This window comes from Paenibacillus sp. J31P13 (assembly GCF_056269295.1).
Genome location: NZ_JBWDNR010000009.1, coordinates 127,916 through 151,796, shown reverse-complemented (window position 1 = coordinate 151,796; position 23,881 = coordinate 127,916). Strand labels below are relative to the sequence as shown.

General features: G+C 41.6%; 13 protein-coding genes. 3 read left to right on the top strand and 10 right to left on the bottom strand.

The features are described from left to right. Window positions 1-3: 3 nt before the first annotated feature. From AC0YOD_RS24070 to AC0YOD_RS24050, 5 genes are all read right to left on the bottom strand, one after another. Window positions 4-7,566: a discoidin domain-containing protein gene (locus AC0YOD_RS24070; protein WP_475801871.1), complete on the bottom strand. Its 7,563-nt coding sequence runs from the start codon at window positions 7,564-7,566 to the stop codon at window positions 4-6. A 98-nt stretch (window positions 7,567-7,664) separates the two neighbouring features. Further along, window positions 7,665-9,227, bottom strand: coding sequence for an ABC transporter substrate-binding protein (locus AC0YOD_RS24065; protein ID WP_475801870.1), 1,563 nt, complete (start codon window positions 9,225-9,227; stop codon window positions 7,665-7,667). Between the two features lie 68 nt (window positions 9,228-9,295). Further along, the gene (locus tag AC0YOD_RS24060) at window positions 9,296-10,165 is read right to left on the bottom strand and encodes a carbohydrate ABC transporter permease (protein WP_475801869.1); all 870 of its coding nucleotides are present in this window, start codon (window positions 10,163-10,165) and stop codon (window positions 9,296-9,298) included. Between the two features lie 14 nt (window positions 10,166-10,179). Beyond that, complete coding sequence (locus AC0YOD_RS24055; RefSeq protein WP_475801898.1) at window positions 10,180-11,136, bottom strand: ABC transporter permease; 957 nt, start codon at window positions 11,134-11,136, stop codon at window positions 10,180-10,182. Between the two features lie 346 nt (window positions 11,137-11,482). Beyond that, window positions 11,483-12,937, bottom strand: coding sequence for a DHA2 family efflux MFS transporter permease subunit (locus AC0YOD_RS24050; RefSeq protein WP_475801897.1), 1,455 nt, complete (start codon window positions 12,935-12,937; stop codon window positions 11,483-11,485). A gap of 526 nt (window positions 12,938-13,463) precedes the next feature. On the opposite strand from AC0YOD_RS24050, the gene AC0YOD_RS24045 reads away from it, so the two are divergent. Continuing rightward, window positions 13,464-14,117, top strand: coding sequence for a hypothetical protein (locus AC0YOD_RS24045; protein WP_475801868.1), 654 nt, complete (start codon window positions 13,464-13,466; stop codon window positions 14,115-14,117). Window positions 14,118-14,156: 39 nt separating this feature from the next. Here the strand turns inward: AC0YOD_RS24045 and AC0YOD_RS24040 are convergent, their stop codons facing one another. From AC0YOD_RS24040 to AC0YOD_RS24025, 4 genes are all read right to left on the bottom strand, one after another. Further along, window positions 14,157-14,969, bottom strand: a complete 813-nt coding sequence (locus AC0YOD_RS24040) for an MBL fold metallo-hydrolase (RefSeq protein WP_475801867.1) — start codon at window positions 14,967-14,969, stop codon at window positions 14,157-14,159. A 78-nt stretch (window positions 14,970-15,047) separates the two neighbouring features. Then, complete coding sequence (locus AC0YOD_RS24035) at window positions 15,048-16,640, bottom strand: extracellular solute-binding protein (RefSeq protein ID WP_475801866.1); 1,593 nt, start codon at window positions 16,638-16,640, stop codon at window positions 15,048-15,050. A gap of 70 nt (window positions 16,641-16,710) precedes the next feature. Further along, window positions 16,711-17,583: a carbohydrate ABC transporter permease gene (locus AC0YOD_RS24030; RefSeq protein ID WP_475801865.1), complete on the bottom strand. Its 873-nt coding sequence runs from the start codon at window positions 17,581-17,583 to the stop codon at window positions 16,711-16,713. Between the two features lie 39 nt (window positions 17,584-17,622). After that, a complete protein-coding gene (locus AC0YOD_RS24025) occupies window positions 17,623-18,498 on the bottom strand; it encodes an ABC transporter permease (RefSeq protein WP_475801896.1) in 876 nt (291 codons plus the stop codon). A 298-nt stretch (window positions 18,499-18,796) separates the two neighbouring features. Here AC0YOD_RS24025 and AC0YOD_RS24020 point away from each other — a divergent pair, with 298 nt between their 5' ends. Then, window positions 18,797-21,037, top strand: coding sequence for an AraC family transcriptional regulator (locus tag AC0YOD_RS24020; protein ID WP_475801864.1), 2,241 nt, complete (start codon window positions 18,797-18,799; stop codon window positions 21,035-21,037). Between the two features lie 99 nt (window positions 21,038-21,136). Here the strand turns inward: AC0YOD_RS24020 and rlmD are convergent, their stop codons facing one another. Next, entirely contained in the window at window positions 21,137-22,531 is a 1,395-nt protein-coding gene (rlmD, locus tag AC0YOD_RS24015; RefSeq protein ID WP_475801863.1) for a 23S rRNA (uracil(1939)-C(5))-methyltransferase RlmD, read from the bottom strand. Between the two features lie 364 nt (window positions 22,532-22,895). On the opposite strand from rlmD, the gene AC0YOD_RS24010 reads away from it, so the two are divergent. Continuing rightward, complete coding sequence (locus tag AC0YOD_RS24010) at window positions 22,896-23,873, top strand: tRNA dihydrouridine synthase (RefSeq protein ID WP_475801862.1); 978 nt, start codon at window positions 22,896-22,898, stop codon at window positions 23,871-23,873. Window positions 23,874-23,881: the final 8 nt, after the last annotated feature.

Genomic DNA, 23,881 nt, shown 5'->3' with positions numbered 1-23,881 from the left:
AGTCTAATCTAATAGATTTGCAATAACCTGCACGCTCTCCGCTCGGGTTGTTACACCTTGCGGCGCAAATTGATTGTTGTCGCGACCCTTAAGAAGCTTCAACTCAAAAGCAGCTTGGACGGATCCTCTTGACCATCCGCTCATAAGCTTATCATCTGCAAACTGGCTTTGCTTGGATGCTGTGTCTACTTTATTCTCAGTCTTCACTTCATAAGCACGGATAATCATAACGGCCATTTCTTCGCGGGTAATGGTATCCCCCGGTGCGAATAGCGTTTGACTTCGTCCCGTTACGATACCAGCCTCATAGGCTGCCGCTACCGCTGATGTGTACCACGCGTCTTTCTTCAAATCCGTAAATGGTGTCGATCCCGTTGATTGCAAGCCTATGGCCCGAACCAGCATGGTTACGAATTCTGCACGAGTCACATAAGCCTGTGGAGCAAACTCGGTATCATTCACTCCCGTAACCACTTGACGAGCGGTCAGCCTTTTGATTACATCTGATGCCCAGTGCTTTTCTGGGACGTCTGTGAATGTTTTATCATACGTCAGTAAGCCATATTTGCTGAAATGATTAATTGGCGCTTCTATCATTCCATTAGACACGCGGCCTCCGATATACTGAAGCGCTCCATTGTCCTTCACATAATAGATTCCGGTTAGATTCTGATTAGCGGCTTCAATGGACTTAAGCTTCAATACGATCGGCTCCACGAATTCAGTTAATAACTTGAACATTGTTCCGTCTGAACCGACGACACCTAACGATAAATCATAGACATTTCCTATTGGTGTAATGGAAGCATGCGTATCACTTGCTGCGTTTTGTAAAAGTCGATCTGCTTCTGTCTCGGCAACTCTGGACAACTTAAAGGATACGTATGCCTGCTTCCCGTCATTCGCTAAACCGATCAATTGAGCAATTACAGCACTAGGCAGTTCCACAGTGATACCCTCACCTAGGAATACAAGCCTGCCTAAACTTTTCAATGCTGCTGATTGAATAGGAATCAGCACTTCCGTGATCCCCTGCTGCAGGGTCACAGCAGCTTCTCCATTCGTCACCTTAAGCTCCTCAACGATCTGCTGCTCTTTGGAAGGCCATTTCGTTCCGCCTCCAGACGAGCCTTCTGACGGATTACCCGTTCCTGGATCCGTACCTGGATCGGTTGTTCCAGGCGTGACTGTGAAATGAATCATGTAAGTAAGCAAGGTTATGCCATCTTCCGCCGTCACTACGACCGTTGTCGTTCCAGGCAAAGCTATCGCCGAGGTTACTTTCACGACCGCATCAGAATCAGCTGCAGAAGCAGATATTGACGGAACAGCTTCTGTCCCTGCTGGTAATGTAACGTTATACGTCAATTTGTCCTTTTGGAATCCGGCAAGGGATTGACCATTCATTACAATGCCGCTTAACGTTGCATCCGTGCTTGGCGCAACTACGACTGCAGGTTTAAACAATTTCGCATCAGCCCAATCGGCATGATCACTGCTGCTGCCGTTGCCGCCATCGGTCACAATCAGCTTCAACTCATGCTTGCCAGCAATATTAACACTAACCTTCTGAGCAGCAGAACGAATACCCAATTTATCGCTTTCGAACAATTTTTCACCATCTGCCCAAACTTGGAAAGTAACCAGTCCTTGCGTACTTTCCTGATCAACACCTACATAGGACTGGAATGTTTCATATCCTTTTCCGTCCAAATCATAGATGATCTCGGAGCTGGCATGGACTCCGATTCCTTTTTCATACGACTTGCTTCCCATTCCATCGAACACAGTCAGTACATTGCCTTGGATGCTGGCATTTTTCTTAACCTCGCCCCATCCTGTCGTTGCACTGGTCCAGTTCAGATCACTTAAGTAGGTTGGAGCATCGGAGTAGCTTACCGTATAATCATCATGATCATCGAGTCGCACACTTACGCTATTCGTATAGGTAGCAGCTAGCGTTATTGGTTTGCTGACTGAGTTTGCTTCTAACCAACCCGGATATGCTGCTGGATGCGACCAAATATTATTGATTGCCAACCTGACGGTTCCGTCCCCTAGTATAGAACCTTTTACAGAACCATTTCCGTCGCCCTGTACGGAGAGTCTATTACCCGATTCTCCTAGCAGCAAGGACGCGAAATTGAAATTGTTTTTGGAGGCAATAAAATCATTCGTTCCTCGCAATCCTGTATCATCCTTACCGTACGTGTTGAAATCCTTCTCATCCTGTGACCATGCCCGCGTCGGCTTGATACCGTATAATTCAGTACCTTCACTTACAGTCTTGAATGCGGTACCTTCATTTCTGCCGATCTGATCTTCTGGATAGTATGACCACTGGCCATTACGATTCCATGTGATCCGATCTGCTGCAGCAGAGACGTCGAAAGCTACACCTATTGCATCATAGTTGGTAGGCAAACCAGTTACTGTGTAGGTCGTCTTAATCAACCCAGTTCCGTCAACATGAAGCTCGAATATTACGCTCGTATTCCCGTAATTTCCTGCTATGTTCACGATTGCCTCGTTGTCCGTACTGGTGGTGCTTATGCTGCTTAATGTCCAAGCACCCAGTGAGGAGGTGAAGCCCAAATTCAAGTAAGGACCGCCGGTCAGAATCGTTTCTCCCTTGTAAATGCCTGTTTTGATCATGCCCGTAGCTTTGTCGAAAGTAAGACTAAAGTTTTCACCTGTAAGGGTAATAGCAGAATCATCAGTCATCATTTCTGGAGCTTGCCCTTGCGCTTCCTTGAAATGGAATGTCTTCTCACCAATGGTGAGGTTATACTCATCTACCAATCGATCAGTCTTGTAGCGATCACTCTGATAGAATTTCAGATGGACCGTATCTCCAAGCTTCCATGACCTTGCAGGAATAACCAAACTGCCGCTGCTCATAGGTTCAATAGCTGGTCCGGTCAATGTTCCCGATTGTCCGTTAATGGTCCACTCCACTTTGATCTCATTCAGATTGGTATGGTTATACCGATTCTCAATAGGAATTTGGAGCTCATTTCCCTTGCCAGGGTTAGGCAGCATATTGGTCTCGATGCGAATAGGTGAATAAGCCTTCTTCACATTCCAATACTCCGGCTTCTCCCGATTCCAGGAATCCATGAGTCCCCATCTTGCATTAAATCCGCATACTTTCTCTTCGCAGTAGGTTGTAATATCACGAGAGTGCCAAATCGCGCCTCCCAGCGCTCCTTCTGAATCATAGATATGATCCCAATAGCGCTTGATCGACTCTCCATAAAAGTCTAGGTTGGCAGGATCATTACTATTCCAGCTGCCATAATACATGAATAAATGCGCATACTCATCACGAATATCTGGCTTGTCACCGCCGCCGAACTTCAAACCATTCTCTCCATAATGAACACTAAAAAGATCATTATATTGGCTAGGTGCATTGACGCCAAAGCTAAATTTGACCGGTCTTGTTGGATCGATTGCTTTCACATAGTCATGAGTAGCCGCGACATTGCTTCCCCAGCTGCTTTCATTCCCTAGCGACCAAATGACAATGCTTGGATGGCTGCGATCCTTTTCAATAGTCTCTGAGAACTGTCCCATGAAATAACTCTTATAATTAGGATCACTCAATCGTGAGTCATTAATGAACATGACTGAGTTTTCCTGCTCGACATACAAGCCGATTTCATCCGCGTAATCGAGTACATATTCAAACTGCGGCCAATGCGAAGCCCGGATGTAGTTGATGTTGCCATCCTTCAGCTTCAGCAGGGATTCTTTATCATGCTCAACATCAACAGCAACCCCAGCCAAAGGGGATGATTGATGCCAATTGACTCCGCGCAGCTTGACTTCCTTCCCATTCACAAGCATTTTATTACCGTCAACCTTAATGGATCTAAATCCGATCTTGCGCACAACCGTCTGTACGATCTCCCCATTAACCGTAACGCTAGCAGTCAGCTTATACAGGTTCGGGTGCTCCGCATCCCACTTTTGAGGATTTTTCACGGGTATGCTGATCATACTGTCAGGATTTTCTGGGCTTAAAGGGATACTGCCAGGCTCAATTGGCACCTTGTTTCCATCTGGATCAACAAGCTCAAGATTAACAAGAGATGCTTGCGAGCTGCCGAAAATCATACCTGTGGAAACCTTCAAGGTTGCATCTGTGTAGGTGGAATCAAATTCGGTTTCCGCTTGCAGCCTAGTCAAATAATCAACAGGCAATGCAAACATTTTCACTTCTCCAACAAGTCCCCGAACATGCTGGTATTCAACAAATCCTTTCTCTGCGGTAATACCCACCGTAATCCAAGCACTCTCGCCAGGTGTCACATATTCCGTAATATCACAATCAAAGGTGGTAAAGCCGCCTCGATGCGTCCGTACCAAATGTCCGTTAACCCAGATTCTTGCAACATCAAATGCTGCTTCAAAACGAAGCATCGTTTTTTGCCCTTGATAATCCTCGGGGATCATGATCGATTTCTTGTACACATTCTCAACATTTCGGTCTGGGAACCAATCTCCACCCTGTTGACTTCGGATATCAAATCCAATGACTTCTAAGTTAGCTGGTACTTTAGCATCTGCCCAAGCAGAAGGCTCGACGCTGTTCTTCCAGAAGCCTTGAGCTGGTGTCTGTGTGAATTTCCAAGTTCCGCTCAAATCAATAATCGGATTCTGCACCCCTTCCACCATAAGCGGCAAAGGAGCAATGACAGGTCTTGGCCATCCGTTTGTTGAGGGTCCAACAGGCAGAGCAGGCATCTCTTCACTTGGATAACCAAGCACCTTAAACTCTTTAATGCCTGCCTTACTGCCGAGTTCAAAATCTGTTACCGTAATACGTACGTATCTCCGTGCTGCATCAAGGAAGTGATCCGCAATAACTTGATCACGTCCGCCATAACTTGATTGATCTACTGCCGGATACCAATTCAAGGCATCGGAGGACACTTCGATTTTATACTTGTAATTCTTGTTGGCTTCTTTCCAAGTCACTTCAGTACCAGTCAGTTCAAAATCTTGACCTAAGTCCACTTGAAGCCAGCTGTTTTTGTTTGAGTTATTGGAAGTCCATGATGTGTCTAGTTGACCATCTACCGCATGCGATGCCGGATTAGCTGCTTCCTCGGAAGAAGCTGTAGTATTTTTCCCAAGTGCTGCATTGATTTCTGTCTTAGCTAGGCTGAATGGGAAAGTAAGCACCGTGCTTTCTTGTGAGCCAACACTCACATAAGCTCGAATGGCTACATCATTCATAATCGCAATCGGGCTGCTATAGGTCTGCTTCGTTGTGGAAGTCTTTGGATCTGTCCCATCAGTCGTGTAATAAATGACAGCACCCGTGACAGAGCTCAACAAAGCAACCTCCGTATTCTCAGCAACGGTTCCCTTTTCTGGATTTGTTGACAAAGAAACGACCTGATAGGATTGTGATGTGACAATGCTATCCGCTTTTCCCTCTGCCTTTGCATAAGCCTTGAGAGTAACAGCCGTTTCAGCATCCACTCCATTTCCAATTAACGGGAAGCGCCCCGCATACAACTTTTTGGTATCGGATAGGATAGGATCGCTTCCATCGGTCGTATAGTAAATCGATGCATTAGGCTCTGAAGCTGATATACCGACCAGAGTGCCCTCTGCCACATTTTTGGTCAGCATATCGACTTGAACGGGCATGGTATTAGATGTGTTGTAAAGCTCAAATTCCCAAATTGCCGCCACTCCGCCAACATGAGCGATTTGATGCAATCGGACATACCTCGCGTTCTGTGCTGGGAATTTATACATTTGATCATCAGCATCTATATTGTTGTTTTCCGTTACAACGGTGGTCCAGTCATTTCCGTTCTCTGATACGTCAATCGTAAATTGTGTAATATAGTTTTGATGATCTGGATTTTTGCGTAAAACAGCATAATTAACTGGCTGTAGCTTTCCGAAATCGACGACCAGATCCCATAGTCCGAATTTCTCCGGTTGCGCATACGTATTCAGGTTTCCATCGATCGCTCTTCCTGCCACATTGCCCCATCCCGCTGCTTCCGTCATCGTTGCTACGGCGCCTTTTGCAAGATTAGGATAGTCCTTTAAATCCTCCAATACCAGCACCTTATAAGTAAGGCTCTGCACTTCCCCTTGGTTCCCACCAATCTCATCGATGGCAACAGCGTTGATGCTCACATCATTATTAATCGTTAGCGGTTCCGAATAAAGTAATCTGCTGGACGATATTCGCGGGTCGCTCCCGTCAACTGTGTAATAAATAGAAGCCGAAGGCAGACTGCTGCTAAGCGTTATCTTCTTCCCTTTTACTACTGTACTCGATTCGGGAGAAGCTGTTAGTTTAGGTACAAGCACGGTAGTTGCATACAGCTCCAACTCACCTATTCGCACAGCTGGCCAATCCGAACCTTCTGCTGCTTTCTTCGTCACGTGAAGCCGAACATACCTGGCGTGAATAGGCACAGTGAGTATTCGATCCGTGACTATAATCGTATTATTGATGACGGAGTCTGCAGTAAGCCAAGGGCCATTCCCGTCACCGGAGCTGTACTCCAGTTGAAAATCCCGCGTGTTTAAGCTGCCTCCACCTGCGTGCTTAACAATCCATCTGGCTATATCATATTGATCGCCGAGATCAACAACTGCCCACTCATCTGTAATGGGATTTGTTCCAAAGCCCGTATCGCTTGTCGACCACATGGTACGTGTGGAGCCATCTGTCATATAGCTTGGTGAATGCTGGGGAAGCGAACTGCTTGCGGTCACGCTCTTTCCGAGCGCTAAATTAACCGCTTCCGCTTCTTCTTTAGCCAGCTTGTACGTAAACGTCTTGACCTCACTTTGGCCGCCGCTCTTGTCATCAATCGCTACCGCCTTGATTATGATATCGCTTTCAATTGTTAGCGATTCACTGTACGTCAGCTTCGTTGTCGAAGTTGTAGGATCGCTCTCATCCGTCGTGTAATAGATTACCGCCGTGGGAAGTGAAGCGTTAAGCTTCACTTTCGTTCCCTTCGCTACAGTGCCGGAAGCCGTATCCGCCGTTAACACAGGAATACTCACGGCAGTGGAATAAAGCTCCAACTCTGCTATCCTTACGGCTGGCCATTCCACACCATCAGAAGTCTTCTTTGTTACATGAAGTCGGACATATCTTGCCTGGATCGGCTGCGCTAACATTCGGTCTGATAATTTTGCCGTATTGCCTGTTACCGTATCCGCCGTTTGCCAAGGCTCACCCTCCCCAGCAGTGCTGTACTCTAGTTGAAAATCACTTGTCACTAATGCGCCAGGGCCACCGCTCTTGACGACCCATCTTGCAATATCCTTCACTTCACCAAGATCGACCATTGCCCACTCATCGGTAATCGGACTAGTCCATTGGCCTGTATCGCTTGTTGACCACATCGTATCCGTAGAGCCATCTACCATATAGCTGGGCGAATGCTGTGACAGCGAACTGCTAGCTGTCACCGTTTTACCCAAAGCTAAGTTCACGTTTCCGGTATCCACCGCTTCTGCTGACACTTGGGTTGTTCCTATGTTCCACGACACAAAACTGGTCGATATCATCGCGAAACATAGAAAGAGATTAAGATACTTCCTGCCTCTTCGCATAATAAACGGGCCTCCTCAGCCTTTAATAGATCATGCTTTACGTGCTAGATTTCCTATTTCGCACTTTTTGCTTGAAATTCTGTGAATTGCTTCTGTACCTCAGCAACCACTTTATCTATGCCCGCTGACTTCAGTTTATTTTGGAATTCCGGATAGAACTTGTCATAATCGATAAAGCCTGAATAAGCAGCAACGACATATTCTTGACCAACTGCATCAATTTGTGCAATCTCTGATTTTACAGGATCTGCATTAAACCGGAAACCTAGCATAGGAGCTACAATGGCATCTGAATCCCAGTTTTTCAAATTTTCAATATAGCTGCTCTCTACATTTTTACTGAAATGCTTAAGCCTGATATCATCCCAAGCCCAGTAAACTTGATTATAAGTGGCATTATCCGCTATACCTTCAGTTGTTACAGCATCACCGTCAAGCTTATAGTTGACATCCTTGACCCCGTAAGAGAATAGATCATAGTTCTCTTGATTGCTTCTGAACCAGTTAACAAAGGCCATTGCCCCTTCACTGTTCTTGCTTGTTGAGAAGATCGATATTAAGTTAGAAGCCGCATCGAAAACGTACTTAGGTTGATCTGGATTTAAGAATACATCCTCCAGCTTTCCACTCGGAAGCGTTTGTTTGAAGGCGTCGATACGCTCCGAAATCTTGAGAACATTAGACCAGATTGCCCCGATTTTCCCATTGTTCAAAGCTGCTTCTGGATCTTTGATTTCTTGCGCATCTTTTGGCAGCCAACCGTTCAAATACCATTTTCGTTTCGTGTTTACAATGTTTTTGAAAATATCAGACTCATAAAAGCTTTTTACTTCAAGGTTGGGATCCGTTGGATCGATGTAAGCAGGACCAGCACCGGTATCGCCGATTGGGAGATACACATCGCCGAATTCTCTCAAAAGACCACGGTTACCGTCATTGGCGATAGGAACCATGTCCGGCTCATTTTTCTTAATGGCATCCAAGTAATTCTCGAAATCTGCCAGCGTCTTAATTGGCTCTAAATTGTATTTCTCTCTTAGATCTCCGCGAATAGTAAAGAAATTATTGTTTTCCGCTGTCGGTACGAGAGTTGGAATGCCGTAAATTTTGTTATCTATCGATGCGCTCATGAAGTTAGCAGCCGGTATATTCTCTTTAAGCTGCTGACCAAATCCATCTAGCAAATCATTCAAGGGAAGAACGACGTTCTTAGCTGTAATTTGCGATAACCAGCTTACATGTGTCCAGGCAAGATCATAATCCTCTCCTGATGCTGCAATCAGATTAAGCTTGTTTGAATATTGATCCCATGGGAAATACGTGAATGCCAGCTTGATATTCAATCCATCTGCTTTAAGTTTCGCTTCCATCGCAGCTCTTACACCTTCGATATCCTTTGGCGCATCGCCAGGAAGAACGATTTTGACAGTTCCCCCTACTTGAGAGGCCGCCGTTTCTGGCGTTTCCGCATTTTTATTCTCTGTCTTGTTGGTTGGCGCCGCTGTTGGCGTATTATTACCCTTATTCCCTTCATTCTTCGAACAGGCTGCTAGCATGCTAAGTAATAGAATTAAAACCATGAAGACCCCTGTTGCTTTTACATATGACCTTTTCATTTTTCTTCCTCCCTTTTTATGGTACTTCGCACATTTATGTTGAACCTACTTGCAGGCTGCAACCGAATCTAGCCTTTTACGGCGCCAATCATAATACCTTTGATGAAATACTTCTGTATAAAAGGATAAATGAGTATGATTGGCCCGATGGTCACAAGAACCATAGCCATCTGTGCTGTAATAGAAGGCAAGGTGCTGGTTCCAACCCCGAAGCTGCCTTGAGAGCTCATAAAATTAATCATGGATTGAATCTTGAATAACATGTATTGCAAAGGATATAGTTCACGGGAATCGATTAGCCATAAGGCTAGATTCCAATCATTCCAGTAGGCTAGCGAATAGAAAAGCGCAATTGTCGCAATGATGGGTGCAGAGAGAGGCATAATGATTTTCCCAAAAATGTACAGTGGGTTGGCTCCCTCTATCTCAGCGGATTCAATGAGCGCTGGCGGCAGTGATTTGAAATAATTACGAACTAAAAATACATTAAAGGGGCTAACCAGTATCGGTAAAATCAAGGCAAGGATGGTATCCTTCAGATGCAAATACTTTGTGATGAATATATACCAAGGAACAAGCCCTGCATTAAAAATCATCGGAATAAATACGCAAAGCGCGATAAAATTTCTATATTTCACCTTATGAACGGCTATGGCATAAGCCAGCATCGAGGTGACTAGCAAGCTTAGTATTGTTCCTAATATAGTCACTACAATAGAAATGCTATAGGCGTTATAGATGGAGCTTCCTGAGAATATCAGCTTATAGGCATCGAATGAAAATTGCTCTGGAATAAATCGATAGCCATGTTTGACGACCGAATTCTCATTGGTTAACGATACAATAATGGTGAGAATAAAGGGAACCGTCGTAAAGATGCAAAATGCGATAGCTATGATATGGATTATAATTTGTGATACTCTTCCATCCTTGTTCACTACTTCACCCCTAACTAAAACAATGAGTTTTCAGAGTTATATTTTTTCACTGCCCAATTGCACACGATAACGAAGATAAATCCACAGACGGACTGATATAATCCAACGGCAGCAGGCATGCTGATATCGCCTACGGTTTTAACTGCTCGGAACACATAAGTATCAATAACATCCGTAGTTGCGAAGAGTAATCCATTATCACCGACGATCGAGTAGATCGTTTGGAAATCTCCATAGAACATTTTGCCAACGGATAATAGAGTCAGAATAATGATTGTCGGCACCAGTAAAGGAAGCGTAATATATCGTATCTTATGCCATCTGCCTGCTCCATCAAGAGAGGCAGCTTCATATAATTCATCGTCAATACCCACGATTGTTGCAAGATACATAACGACTGCGTATCCCGTGTTCTTCCAAATAAATACGCCAACGAGTATAGAAACCCAGTACTGCGCATTCGAATACCACTCAATCGGCAGTTGATGGAACATGTTCAAAATCTGATTGGCAATACCAAATTTGGAACTGAATATCAAATAAACAAAGTTCCCTACTACGATAGCAGAGAAGAAAAAGGGCAAGAACATGAGACTTTGATAAAGTCTTTTTAGAAGCCCATGCCTGATTTCGTTTAATAAAATAGCAAATGCAACCGCAACGATTGTTCCGAAGATGATGTAATTGGCATTAATGAACAACGTATTAAAGGTCGTTCTCCAAGCATACTCCCCATTAAAGAAAAATCTGAAGTTATCAAAGCCTACCCACTTGCTTCCGAATATTCCATCGCGAAAGTTGTAATCTTTAAATGCAATGATCATCCCCGGCAATGGCATGTAACTAAAGACCAAGAAGAACAATAATCCTGGGAGCGCCATCATATAGTACCAACCGTTTTTCCATAACTCTCGAAACAGACCTTTTTTTAATTTGTTCTTTTGATAATCTTTTCTAGGTGTTACCATCACCTGACTCAATTAATTTGCTCCTCCCTGCTGAATAACTTTTGTAAGCGCTTAACATTTACAATGTGATCATAGAAGTTTTAAGCGCAATTGCCTATTTCTCTTTTCACAGAAAGGTTAAAAAACTTATGATTTGCTGTTTAAAATTTTTAATATGATATTGATTTCATATGTTTTCGTTAAAAAAACGGATAAAACCGACCCCAATCTTTCCGTTTTCACTGACGAATCAACAAAAAATAGCGAGGATTGTTATATACAAAAAAGGCTTCTCTATAAGTTCGATTTGTCGAACCCACGAGAAGCCTTTTGGAATATCACCAGTAAACTGAGAATTTAATAAATCTGATTACGCCGACTGCTTTTGCTCATCCTCTTTAGGCGCATTCGTTTTGCGAATAAACAGACCAATGAGCAATGCTAGAACAGAAAGAATGCCTCCAACCACAAACGCACTGTGGAGTCCGGCTACCATAGCTGGTATCCCTTCAGCAGGGTTGGTCGGATCCGGGGATGTTGACATGTAATCCTTCATGCCGGAAGACATGATACTGATGAAAAGAGCTACGCCAATCGCACCCGCAACCTGCTGCAGCGTGCTCATAATCGCCGTTCCGTGAGCATACATTCTTTTTGGCAGCTGATTCAAACCTGTAGTCTGTGCTGGCATCATCACTAACGAGATACCGATCATCATCAAGATGTGCAGGAACACCACATATCCGCTCGTCCACCCTGCATCAATTCCTGAGAACAGCCATATGGATATACTCATCAATATCAGACCAGGAATGACTAGCACCTTCGGTCCAAATTTATCAAACAAAATACCGGAAACGGGTGCCATAATCCCATTCAAAATACTGCCAGGCATCATTATGAGACCTGCGCTGAGCGCAGTAACCATCATTACATTTTGCAAAAATAGCGGAAGCATGATCATCGTGGAGAACATTGCCATCATCAACACGAGCATCAGCACCGTAACGAGCGAAAACATCGGATAACGGAATACGCGCAAATCCAGCATCGGTTCCTTCACCTTAAGCATACGCCATACAAAAAGAATCAAGCTGATACCGCCTATAACGAGGCACCATATCACTTTGGTATCAGACCAAGAACCTTCCCCCGCGCTGCTAAACCCATAAACAATGCCTCCAAAGCCGATAGAGGAAAGCAGGATAGAAATTATATCGACCTTCGGTCTAGTCAGTTCACTGACATTCTTCAGATAAATCGCTGCATACACGATGGAGATCAAAGCTAAAGGAATGACCAGATAGAACAGCCATCTCCAATTAAGGGAATCAACAATTAAACCTGACAAAGTCGGTCCAATCGCAGGAGCGGACATCATGACCAAACCGATCATTCCCATCGCGCCGCCCCTCTTCTCAGGAGGGAAAATAATAAGGATTGTATTCATCAATACTGGAATCATCAATCCGGTTCCTAAGGCTTGAACAATGCGTCCGACCAATAACATCTCAAATATTGGTGCAGTCGCACATATTACCGTGCCCAGAAGAAATAAGATCATTGCCCCGAGAAACATTTGACGTGTGGAAAACCACTGTTGCAAAAGTGCCGTTATCGGTACAAGAATACCAACAACAAGCATATAGGCTGTAGCCAGCCATTGAACCGTCGTTTCCGTAATGCCGAAATAGATCATTAGATCCGGAAATGCGATGTTCAACAACGTTTCATTCAGAATGGATACGAATGCGCCGATAATTAGTGCGGCGACAATTGGCCCTTTCTTGATCTTGCTCAAATCTAGGTTTGCTTTAACTTCCATACTAGGCCCGTTCAAAGATACCCCTCCTTCAATGATGTCAAGTAGTGCGGACAATTGTCCAAGTCACTTTAAAAATATACTTAAAAATTAACCACTATGTCAACTTATGTATTAAACTTCCAATCCAAAAATAGAAGTATTCAGGCCAGTATTATGCTTTTGTTGCAAATGGACTTTACGCTGTTGATAGATCTGTCATTATACCGAATGACGGCAAGCCTCATCAGCTCGTAGTATCCTATTGGAATACGAAAATCAACCCACTTACTAAACTAATCCTCTCTGACAAAAATTCAGGATGGCTCGGTGCTCTTAAACCACCTATTGCTGTTTGGGAACGCTAAACGAGATGATTACGAATCCTTAAGCTGAAAAAAGCTGGCATCGATACTTTATCGGTGCCAGCTTTTTCATTTTCAAGTCAGGTGCAATATTTTAATATCATATAATAGTATTGATAAATATATTATACTGAACATAATTACCAATCACTCAATAACTAAATGTTGGAATGGAGTACTTTAAAGTGATAAAGAATCTTTTGTTATTTACACTACGAGTCAAAAATTATGCCAGTATCTGGTGGGCTATTGTGATCATGGTAGCCGTTTCTTTGGTTATCCTCCTTTTTTCACCCCCAATATTTAAATATTTATTAGATAATAAAGAGCAATTAAAGTGGTTTAGCGGTATGGGGTTAAGTAATTTTAGTCTGTTATATGCATCTGTTATTGGTGGACTAATATCTGGAACTTTAACGATGTTAGGTGTGATTTGGCTTTCTCTAAAAGATAGAAAACTTCAAAAAACTCAACTACAGATACAAGACTTGGTAAGACTGACTATACTAAAAAATAATCTTGAAGATTTAAGTTACGGATTAGGAGATACTATACACTATAATGAAATAAAAAAATTCCGTGACATTATACATCAAATATTAGAGGAACAAGATCGGTTACCAATAAGCTTATCATTAGTCCGCTTCTTAATTTACCAATATAATGATCTCTGTAATCTCGTCAGAGCTAATAATGATATAGCATCCTTTAGCACAACTGAATATAAGAAAAGAATAATAGAAACAATTAAAGAATTAGATGAAACCATAAACAAAAATGAAAAAGAATTAGATAAAGAGCTAGGTAAAGAATATATTTATAATGGAAAAGTAAGCTAAATAAGATTGCGACTTTAATAAAGCACACGGGATGCAAATTTATATGTCCAGTTGCATCCCATCATAGGCTACTGTGATACCATTCGGCTCAAAAATTTGCATCAAATCTTCATGCAGTAGATGCGCATTATGAGAGAAATGAGTTACCACGATTTTTCCCTCTGGATTCATAACATGATTCTCCATTAACCAGTCTCGTGTTTTTAGTGTATCCTTGACATTCATATGACCGTTGCATTGTTCGGCATTTCCTGTCGTACATTCTAGAATGGCAAGATCCAGCTTCTTTCCTTTCAACCAGTCCCACGTCTGTTCAGGAAACCAACCACTGTCGTGACCATAAAAAATGGTTTTACCATCCTTCTTAATGAAATACAATAAACAAGTTTCTTTAGGATCATGGTTGGCAAGCAATGGGGTGATCGTAGCTGTTTGCGTTTGTACAGTCTCAAAGGGTTTCAAGTTGTGGAATTGGAAGCGATGTGATTCCGTCGCAAGCAATTGACTGCAGTGCTTAATAGGCAAGTCATGACCATACAGATGGAGTTCTTCCTCTTCAATAAATTGGGCATAACCAAGCGTACGAATCAGTAAATCTTCAGGATACAAATGATCCGAATGTGAATGTGTAAACAATAGATCACGAACTTTATCCATATCTACATTATCACGAATTGAATGATATAAGGTGTCCGCCGGAAAATCAATCTTAAGTACTTCATCAATCAAGACCGAAGTACGTGTACGAATATTTTTCCCGCCAAGTACCTTGGCTTGCTTGCAAGTCTGGCAATGACAGAATAGCGAGGGAATCCCTTCAAATGCAGCCGTTCCATGAAAATGAACCTTCATAAATAATCTCCACCCTTATAGTAAAGAACAACAGGACGTTAGTCCTGTTGTTCTCTTTGAATAGCACTCTCAACTGACTCACTTAATATTTGCATCATCCAAATACTGCAACCATTGCTTTTTATATTCGTCTTGAATCTTATCTAAACCTGCTTGTTTTGCCTTTTCCATAAATATCTTCAATCCACCTTCAACATCACTTACAAGACCAACATTCAGTGGATATAGATATTGTTTTTCAACTTGTTCAACTGCAGCTTTCTCTGCTTGATAAGGTGTCCAGTCTTCGGGGAATCCTTGGAAAATATCTGGCTTCTCCATTTTATCAAATTCGCTGAACATTTCGAGTACACCATCAAAGCTTTTGTCAAATAACATAATCTCCGGATTTCTCCAAGCCCAACCTTGCATTCCTTCCCTTGGGAAGCCATTAGATTGTGAATCGCCTAGCATCTTATAATATTTTCCGTCTTCTAATTCAAAGTTCTTGCCCTCTATGCCATATTGAGTTAACCAATTGTAGCGTTTATCCAACACCAATTTCTCGAAGAAGGCAAGTGCTCTTTCTGGATTTTTACTACTGCGTGGAATGGCAAACCCATTATGAATCGGATGAGCCGGCTGAGCAAATCCCTTGGCATTCGGATAAGGAAAATAGCCAAGCTCCCAATCCGGGTGCGTTGATTTAATTTTGAGTACAGAATCGTTAAAGCGATTCGGGTTTTCACTACCCAGTACTGCTGCAGCTTTGCCACTAGCAAATACATCATGTCCGCTGTCTTTAATATTTAGAGCGTTTTTTGGCCAGTAACCTTTATCTGCCCATCTTTTGTACATTTTCAGGTCTTCTAAATGTTGTGGAGATCCCCAGTATGAAGTTACATCCCTAGGAACATCGTACATAATATTCATGCCGTATGGAACATCATTACTGCTGTTCACTGTTTTTGTCGTAAGCTGACGAATTGCACCAGCATGGTAGCCTTGGTTATCAGCTAGAGGCAACATATCTGGCTCATTCTCACGTATACCATCCAAATATTGCTCTAATGTTTCAATAGATTCCGGTTTCGGCAAGTTATATTTCTTACGCAAATCTTCTCTGTATGCGATACCCTCTGTCACATATTCCTTCCAAGTGTTAGGAACAGTGTAAATCTTCTCATCAATTTTTACTGCTTCCCAATAATCCTTAGGTACAAACTCATTTAATTGGGGAGCTGCTTTTGGCAAAAGGTCTTCTAGTGGGAGAAATGCCCCCTTCTTAGCATAGGCCTGATAGTCCGTCCAGTCTGCTGTAAAGATTAGATCAATCGGTTGTCCCGAGGACAATAGCAGTTTGTATTTCTGCTCCCAATCCGTCCACGTTGTAAAATTAAATTTAACCGTTGCATTTAAATCTTCCAAAGCCATCTTGTTTATTTCTTCTTGAATGATCGGTAAATCCTTTGGTGCATCTCCAAGCATATAGAATTGCAATTCCACTTTCTTCGAAGTATCGATTCCAGCATCATTTTGTTCAGATGGAGCTTTAGTGCTGGTATCTGGATTCATTGATGGTTCGGGCGTACTTCCCCCAGTATTCACATTACTACTGCAGCCGGCAAGCATACTTACAGTTAAAAATAAAGAAGTGCAGATCGTTAGAAGTTTCTTTTTACCTTTTCTCATACTAACCCTCCCATAATTTAAATAATATATGTTAGTCGATTACATACAAATTTCAGCGTATGAACCGATACTAACCTTTTACCGAACCAACGGTCAAACCTTTCACAAAATATCTCTGGATGAATGGATACAGAAATATAATGGGTCCTGTAACAACAATCGCCATTGCCATTTTGGTCGACTCCGTCGGAATTTCTCTCCCTAGGCTTACCCCTGTTCCAGAAGCCATTTGCGAAATAAATAGCATCGTATTAATCGTATTGTATAGGTAATACTGGAGCTGGTATTTGCTCACATCATTAATAAACAATGAAGACAAGAACCAGTCATTCCAATATGATAAAGCCAAAAATAGACCAACTGTAGCAACTCCCGGCATAGCGAGCTTCAGCACAATACTGATATAGATTCTAAAATCATTTGCACCGTCAATTTTAGCGGACTCTATTATTTCATCTGGAATCACAGATTTGATGAAACTTTTCATTAATATAATTAGAAAGGGTGTCATCAGTCCGGGTAAAATTAGAACCGTAAAAGTGTCTACTAGATTGAAATATGCCGTAAGCATTATATACCAAGGCACCAATCCGCCCCCGAATAATGTTGTGAAGTAGATGAAGAACGATATTTTATTGCGATACTTGAAATCTTTTCGCTGTAGTACATAACCTGTCATCGTCATTAAGAACAGACCCGTGATCGTTCCAACCACGGTTACGAAAATGGTAACTCCGTAAGCTTTAAACAGCTGAGTTGGGAATGTAAATACCATCTTGTACCCTTCTAATGAGAACACTTTAGGGAACAAATGAAACCCGTCACGGATAATGGATTCATTAGCTGTTAATGATCCCGATATAATAAGTAGGAAAGGGAAAATACAAATCAGCGATAACAATATAATGATTAGGTAAGCAAAGGCATGAAAAACTCTTGACATGAAGGCATTATCCGCCAATGTGATCACTCCTAGACAATATTAGAATAATGCATAGTCCTCATTGTTTTTCTTGATGATATAATTCACCGTCATGATCAGTATGAATCCAAAGAGAGATTGAAACAGACCCGCTGAAGTAGCCATACCAATATCAAAATTGATTTTGAGAGAGCGATAAACGTACGTATCAATAATGTCTGTAACATTAAAGAGCAACCCATTGTTCCCAACAAGTTGATAGAACAAATCAAATTGTCCTTTCATAATGCTTCCGAGGGCAAACAAGAACAGTATGATGAATGTAGGCTTCAGCATCGGGACTGTAATGTACCAGATTCGCTGAAAAATATTCGCCCCATCTATTTTGGCAGCCTCATAATAATCGTCACTGATCCCCATAATCGTGGCAAGGTAAATAATCATGCCATAACCAATGTTTTTCCAAACATAGAAAATTGTAATCAGAATCGGCCATAGCCATGGTGTATTGTATACGTCGATTGGATTGAATCCTACAGATTTTAGTAGCTGATTGAGAAAACCTGCTTCAAAATTAAACATGTTATACGCTAAAACACTGATCAATACAAACGAAACGAAGTAGGGTAAAAATATAACTGATTGTGTGAATTTTTTGAATAACTTGCCTCGGACTTCACTTAATAGAATTGCTGCCACTATAGACATTACATTGCCTAAAATGATAAATACCACATTGTATCCAACTGTATTGATAGTCAGCCTCCACAGAATTCCAGATTGCGTTAAAAATTTAAAGTTGTCTAAACCCACAAATGGACTTCTAAATAAACCACCTGCAAAATCATAACTTGTGAAGGCGTAATAGACGCCTATCATTGGAAAGTAAGAATTAATTAAGAAAAAAAGCAGTGTCGGGGTTAACATCAAAAACATAATTTTGTTTTTATTTAATTCGTATAAAAATCCTTTCTTCTTAATCAAGTTTGACCACCTCCTGAAATAGAATCATTGTGAATGACTACAACCAAATCATAGAGGAAGCGAGTTCGTTAGGTATACTGCACAATGCCCCAGATTTCTGAAATCTCGGCACTTGTAGAGTGTGAACTTTATATACTTTCGTGAAGCTTTGCTACATTTGACCCTATTTAGGGGTGTTCAAGCACGAATTCAATTGAAAGCGCACAACTGATCAGGTATACTCAAACCATAAATGAAAGGGGTTTCAAACATGTTCAAACAGTGGTCTAGAGAGCATAAAAAGGTTTATATACGAATTTTATTTGGCTCTATCGGGTGTGTACTTATTACACTTTTGATCACTTCAACAATTCTATATATGAACTTTGAAAGCATCGCCCTTAAACAGGTTTATCGTTCTGATTCAAATAATCTGAATCAAATTAAAAGAGAATTATCTAATATGACAGAGACTGTTACCTCACTTTCTTCTCAGATTTACACGGATTCTGCGGTATCCAAATTGTTGTATTATGCGAATTTGAATATTTATGACGCCATTTTTGCACAGCAACAACTTGATAACTATCGCGCATCCTTACCATTCATTGAATCCATTTATGTATATAATGCGAAATCCAATCAGTTCTATATTAGTTCCAATAATGCACGAAACGGGATGCAATCGAAGTCCGACCTTGATGATGATGGAATTCTGGACCTTTTTAATAATTTCAAAAACTATCAACCATTCCAACCGATTCCCAGAACCTATAACATCGGTTCGATTGAGACCATTCCAGTATCAAGCTACACTTACTTATGCTATAGCATCATTGATGATAATAACGAATTAAATGCAGCGGTCGTTGTCAATATCTCGGCATCATGGCTAGGGCTGCGAATAGATCAATCAAAGAAAGAACTAAATGAAGATAATACGTTTATCATTAGTCAGGACGGAATATTATACTCCAGTAATGACATGCTGCCGATGCTAACCGATATATCGGACAAAAATTATATACAAAAAATTATTCAGGATACATCACACTCTACATATTTTGTAGACACAGTAGATGGCGTTAAATCTTTAATAACGTATACTTCACCCGATCCATTAGGCTGGAGATATGTTCGTATTACCCCTTACAGCAATATTAATCAAGAAATAAGTGATATGAGGTATCGAACACTCTATATCTGTTTGGGGATTCTTCTCTTAGGATTGTTGATTTCGTTAACTCTATCCCATGGTGTATATCGTCCGATCGACAAAGTAATACGCAAGTTCAAAACCCTGGAAACTGAAAGACGTAATCATCAGCATATTCTCAAACAGGATTTCCTTAGAAATACGATTTTAGGTAGAGAAACTAATAATGCTGAGATCTTGCAACAAAAATTGCATTACTTCAATTCTGGGCTCATGGTTAATAGTAAATCATTAATTGTATTGGTCCGGATTGATCAGTTCTCATCCGTTCTCGAGAAATACAAAGATGATATTAAATTAATCAAATACGGCATAATGAACGTTTGTACGGAAATTGCCTCACCGATCTTTCAAATCGAAGCCATTGATATGGGGGATGATAGTCTTTTACTTATTCTCAATTTCCATGATCCGCTTTATAACATGGAACGGGAATCGCTAATTGAAATGGCAGAGCTTATGCATATATCCATCACCAAACATTTGAAATTATCCATCTCTTTTACATTTAGTCCTGTGAAGGAATCAATCGAGCAATGCATTTTAGTTTACAAGCAAGTACTTGAGGCTTCTTACCATCGATTATTCAAAGGACACGGCAGCATCCTTTTCTCAGTTGACATTATGAACTTAAAATCCAAAGAATATATGTTTCCCGTTCACAAAGAAAAACAGTTTGTTGAATCCTTGATGTCAGGAAATGTGGATAAGGCCCGCAGCATTTATATCGATATCGTAGGAGAAATATCAGAATATTCTTTTACCGTTGTTCAGCTTGTCATATCGCATTTAGCACTGACCGTTAATACCGTATTACGAGCATTAAAAAAGAACAATGCGATTTTAACATTACCCGAATTCGATACAACGTTCTTATTACCAAATCATGTTGAAACCATGGAAGAAATCAACACTCCGTATTTCAAGATATTTGAGGCAATCAGTGAAAAGCTCGAAGAGAAACGAAGTACAAAGCAAGAGGATCTCATTAGAAAAGTACATCAAATTATTGAGCGAGATTATAGCAACTCCAACCTGTGCTTAAATTCAATTGCAGACGAGTTCTCGATGTCTCCCATTTATTTCAGTCGGTTATATAAACAACTAACCACAAAAGCATTATCTGATATTATTAGCGAAATACGATTGAATAAAGCCAAAGAGCTGCTTAGGAATTCTGAATACACCATTGTTGATATCGCTGAAAAAACAGGTTTTACTAATAGTTCGTATTTTTATCGTTTATTTAAGAGTAGTACTGGTATAACCCCAAGTGATTATAGGAAAACAAAATAAAACAGGACCGTCCTTATAAGGACGGTCCCGTTTCGTATGCGGAACATATTAACCTAGAGTTTGAGTAACTCAAGTTATTCATATAACTATATTGTAGATCTACATTTCCAGCTCCAACAAAGCCACACACTCCACATGCACGGTATGCGGGAACAGATCGACAGGTTGCACGGTTTTAAGCGTGTAGCCGAATGGCAGCAATTCAGTTATGTCCGTTGCGAATGTGTCAGGATTGCATGATACATAGACGATCCGTTTTGGTTTGGAGCGACCAATGCGGCGCATCACTTTCCCTCCAGCTCCGCTGCGTGGCGGGTCTATCAACAGAATATCTGCGAATCCGAAATGATCATGCATCTCATCTAGTCCCCTGCGTGCATCACGGGCAAGGAATGTCGTGTTATGCAAATCATTATCGATGGCATTCCGTTTTGCGGATTCAATCGATGTCTCGACAATCTCGATTCCTGCCAATTCCTTCACAAGTGCCGCGAACGGTAATGAGAACGTGCCTACACCACAAAACAGGTCGATCATTTTCTCGTCTTCCTTTGGCTTCCCCATTTTGAGTGCAAGGTCCACAAGCTTTTTGGCCTGTAAAGGGTTCGTCTGGAAGAATGTATCGAACCAAAGACGATAGCGATAGCCTGCCATTTCATCATAAATGAAATCACGCCCCGCTAACAGATGCGTATCCTCGGATTGTGTGCGATCCGCCCAGTCTGTGTTCACAAGCCAAAGAAGGCTTTTCACATTCGGGAACTTCTTCGTGATCCGCTCGACAAGATTTCGGGCTGCAGACGCTAATTCACCGTCAGGCGATTCCGTAGCAAACAATGCCAACATTATTTCGCCGGTCGCAAACGATTCCCGTATCATCAAATGACGAAGAAGCCCAGCATGTGCATCTTTGTCATAGCCTTTAAGGCCGAACTCTTTTACCCATTCGCCGACTTCCAACATGCCATCGACCATATTCCTACCTGCAATCAGACACGTTTCCAGTGGAATGATCTTACGAAAATTCCCTTGTTCATGCATGCCAATATCCCCTTCAGGGGAAAACGTGAACTCCATCTTATTACGGTAATGCCAAGGGTCGTCCATTCCGATCGTATCCAGTACCAATTCAGAATCTAATCCTTCACGTTTCAATGCGTTCTTCACATGCTTAGTCTTATGCTTCAATTGACCTTCATACGTCCAGTGTTGCCATACACAACCTCCGCAAAGCTCAAAATGAGGACAAGGCGCATCCGTCCGTTCGTGGCTCGCAGCTAGAATCTCTTCAGGCATTGCTTTTATTCGTTTCTTATCGGGATCATCGACGACGATCTGCACTGACTCCCCTATGAGTGTCTGCGGAATCGTCAGCCTCAGCTTTCTAGGGTTGGAACCTCTATCACTCTCACGCCAAATCACAGCTTGTCCATTGCCTTTATAATCTAAATGGTCAATTTCCGCGACGAGCGTTTGTTCTTTTATATTAGTCAAGGAATGATTCCCCTTTCAACAGTCCATTCATGTATTGAAGTATGATTCTCACAAGCCTTTGTACCTCTTCAAAACGGACATACCTTATCATTATAAGGAATATGGGTCTGGATGAACATGCACTTCATACAAATTCCACACATCAAATTGATGTGTGATCGGTGAGACACCACAAATGTTTCTGTCATTCACACAATTGATTCTGTGCATCAAACGCCAAAAAATGATACTATGTATGATGGGTAAAGGACTTTGCTATAGCTTATATCGTTTTTATAGGTTAAGCCCATGCTTCCGATGCGACTTTTCAGTTGCGAGATGCATAGTCAAGATGTATAACTGAAAAGTTTTAGGAGGAAATAATATGAGTAACGAACAAAATTTTTGGCTTGATTTACCAAAGCCATTTTTCATACTAGCACCAATGGAAGATGTCACAGATGTTGTATTTCGTCACGTCGTTAGTACAGCTGCAAAACCCGATGTATTTTTCACAGAATTCACAAGTACAGATAGTTATTGTAACCCTGCAGGAAGAGCCAGTACTCGTGGTCGGTTAACGTTCACAGAAGATGAGCAACCGATCGTCGCTCATATTTGGGGCAATAAACCTGCATTTTTTGAACAGATGAGTATGGATATGAAAAAACTAGGTTTTCGTGGTATCGATATAAACATGGGATGCCCCGTACAAAACGTCGCATCCAATGGAAAGGGTTCTGGATTAATACAACATCCTGAAGTTGCAGCCGAAATTATTCAAGCAGCAAAAGCAGGTGGATTGCCGGTTAGTGTTAAAACAAGATTGGGCTACTTTGAAGTTGACGAGTGGCGCGATTGGTTAGGACATATATTGAAACAAGATATTGCGAATCTTTCCATTCACCTTCGTACAAAAAAAGAAATGAGTAAAGTAGATGCACACTGGGAACTAATCCCTGAAATAAAAAAATTGCGTGATGAAATTGCACCCAATACGTTGTTAACCATTAATGGAGATATTCCTGACCGCGCAACAGGATTAAAATTAGTAGAACAATACGGCGTTGATGGAGTCATGATTGGCCGGGGCATTTTCACCAATCCATTTGCTTTTGAAAAAGAACCTAAAGAACATAGCCCGAAGGAGTTTCTCCATTTACTTCTTTTACAACTGGATCTCCACGATAAATATTCAAAAGAAAACGAACCACGTCCATTTAAACCACTTCTTCGCTTTTTCAAAATCTATGTTCGTGGATTTAGAGGCGCAAGCGAACTAAGAAGCCAATTAATGGATACCACGTCAACAGATGAAGTACGTCGTTTAGTAAAAACTGTTTTAGATCAAGAATTAGATTGAACCTTCCC

What these genes read in the sequence shown, in the direction of transcription:
- AC0YOD_RS24070 (WP_475801871.1), bottom strand. Translation starts at nt 7,566, where the DNA reads ATGATATCGACCAGTTTTGTGTCGTGGAACATAGGAACAACCCAAGTG.
- AC0YOD_RS24065 (WP_475801870.1), bottom strand. Translation starts at nt 9,227, where the DNA reads ATGAAAAGGTCATATGTAAAAGCAACAGGGGTCTTCATGGTTTTAATT.
- AC0YOD_RS24050 (WP_475801897.1), bottom strand. Translation starts at nt 12,937, where the DNA reads ATGGAAGTTAAAGCAAACCTAGATTTGAGCAAGATCAAGAAAGGGCCA.
- AC0YOD_RS24040 (WP_475801867.1), bottom strand. Translation starts at nt 14,969, where the DNA reads ATGAAGGTTCATTTTCATGGAACGGCTGCATTTGAAGGGATTCCCTCG.
- AC0YOD_RS24035 (WP_475801866.1), bottom strand. Translation starts at nt 16,640, where the DNA reads ATGAGAAAAGGTAAAAAGAAACTTCTAACGATCTGCACTTCTTTATTT.
- AC0YOD_RS24030 (WP_475801865.1), bottom strand. Translation starts at nt 17,583, where the DNA reads ATGTCAAGAGTTTTTCATGCCTTTGCTTACCTAATCATTATATTGTTA.
- AC0YOD_RS24025 (WP_475801896.1), bottom strand. Translation starts at nt 18,498, where the DNA reads ATGTTTTTGATGTTAACCCCGACACTGCTTTTTTTCTTAATTAATTCT.
- AC0YOD_RS24020 (WP_475801864.1), top strand. Translation starts at nt 18,797, where the DNA reads ATGTTCAAACAGTGGTCTAGAGAGCATAAAAAGGTTTATATACGAATT.
- AC0YOD_RS24010 (WP_475801862.1), top strand. Translation starts at nt 22,896, where the DNA reads ATGAGTAACGAACAAAATTTTTGGCTTGATTTACCAAAGCCATTTTTC.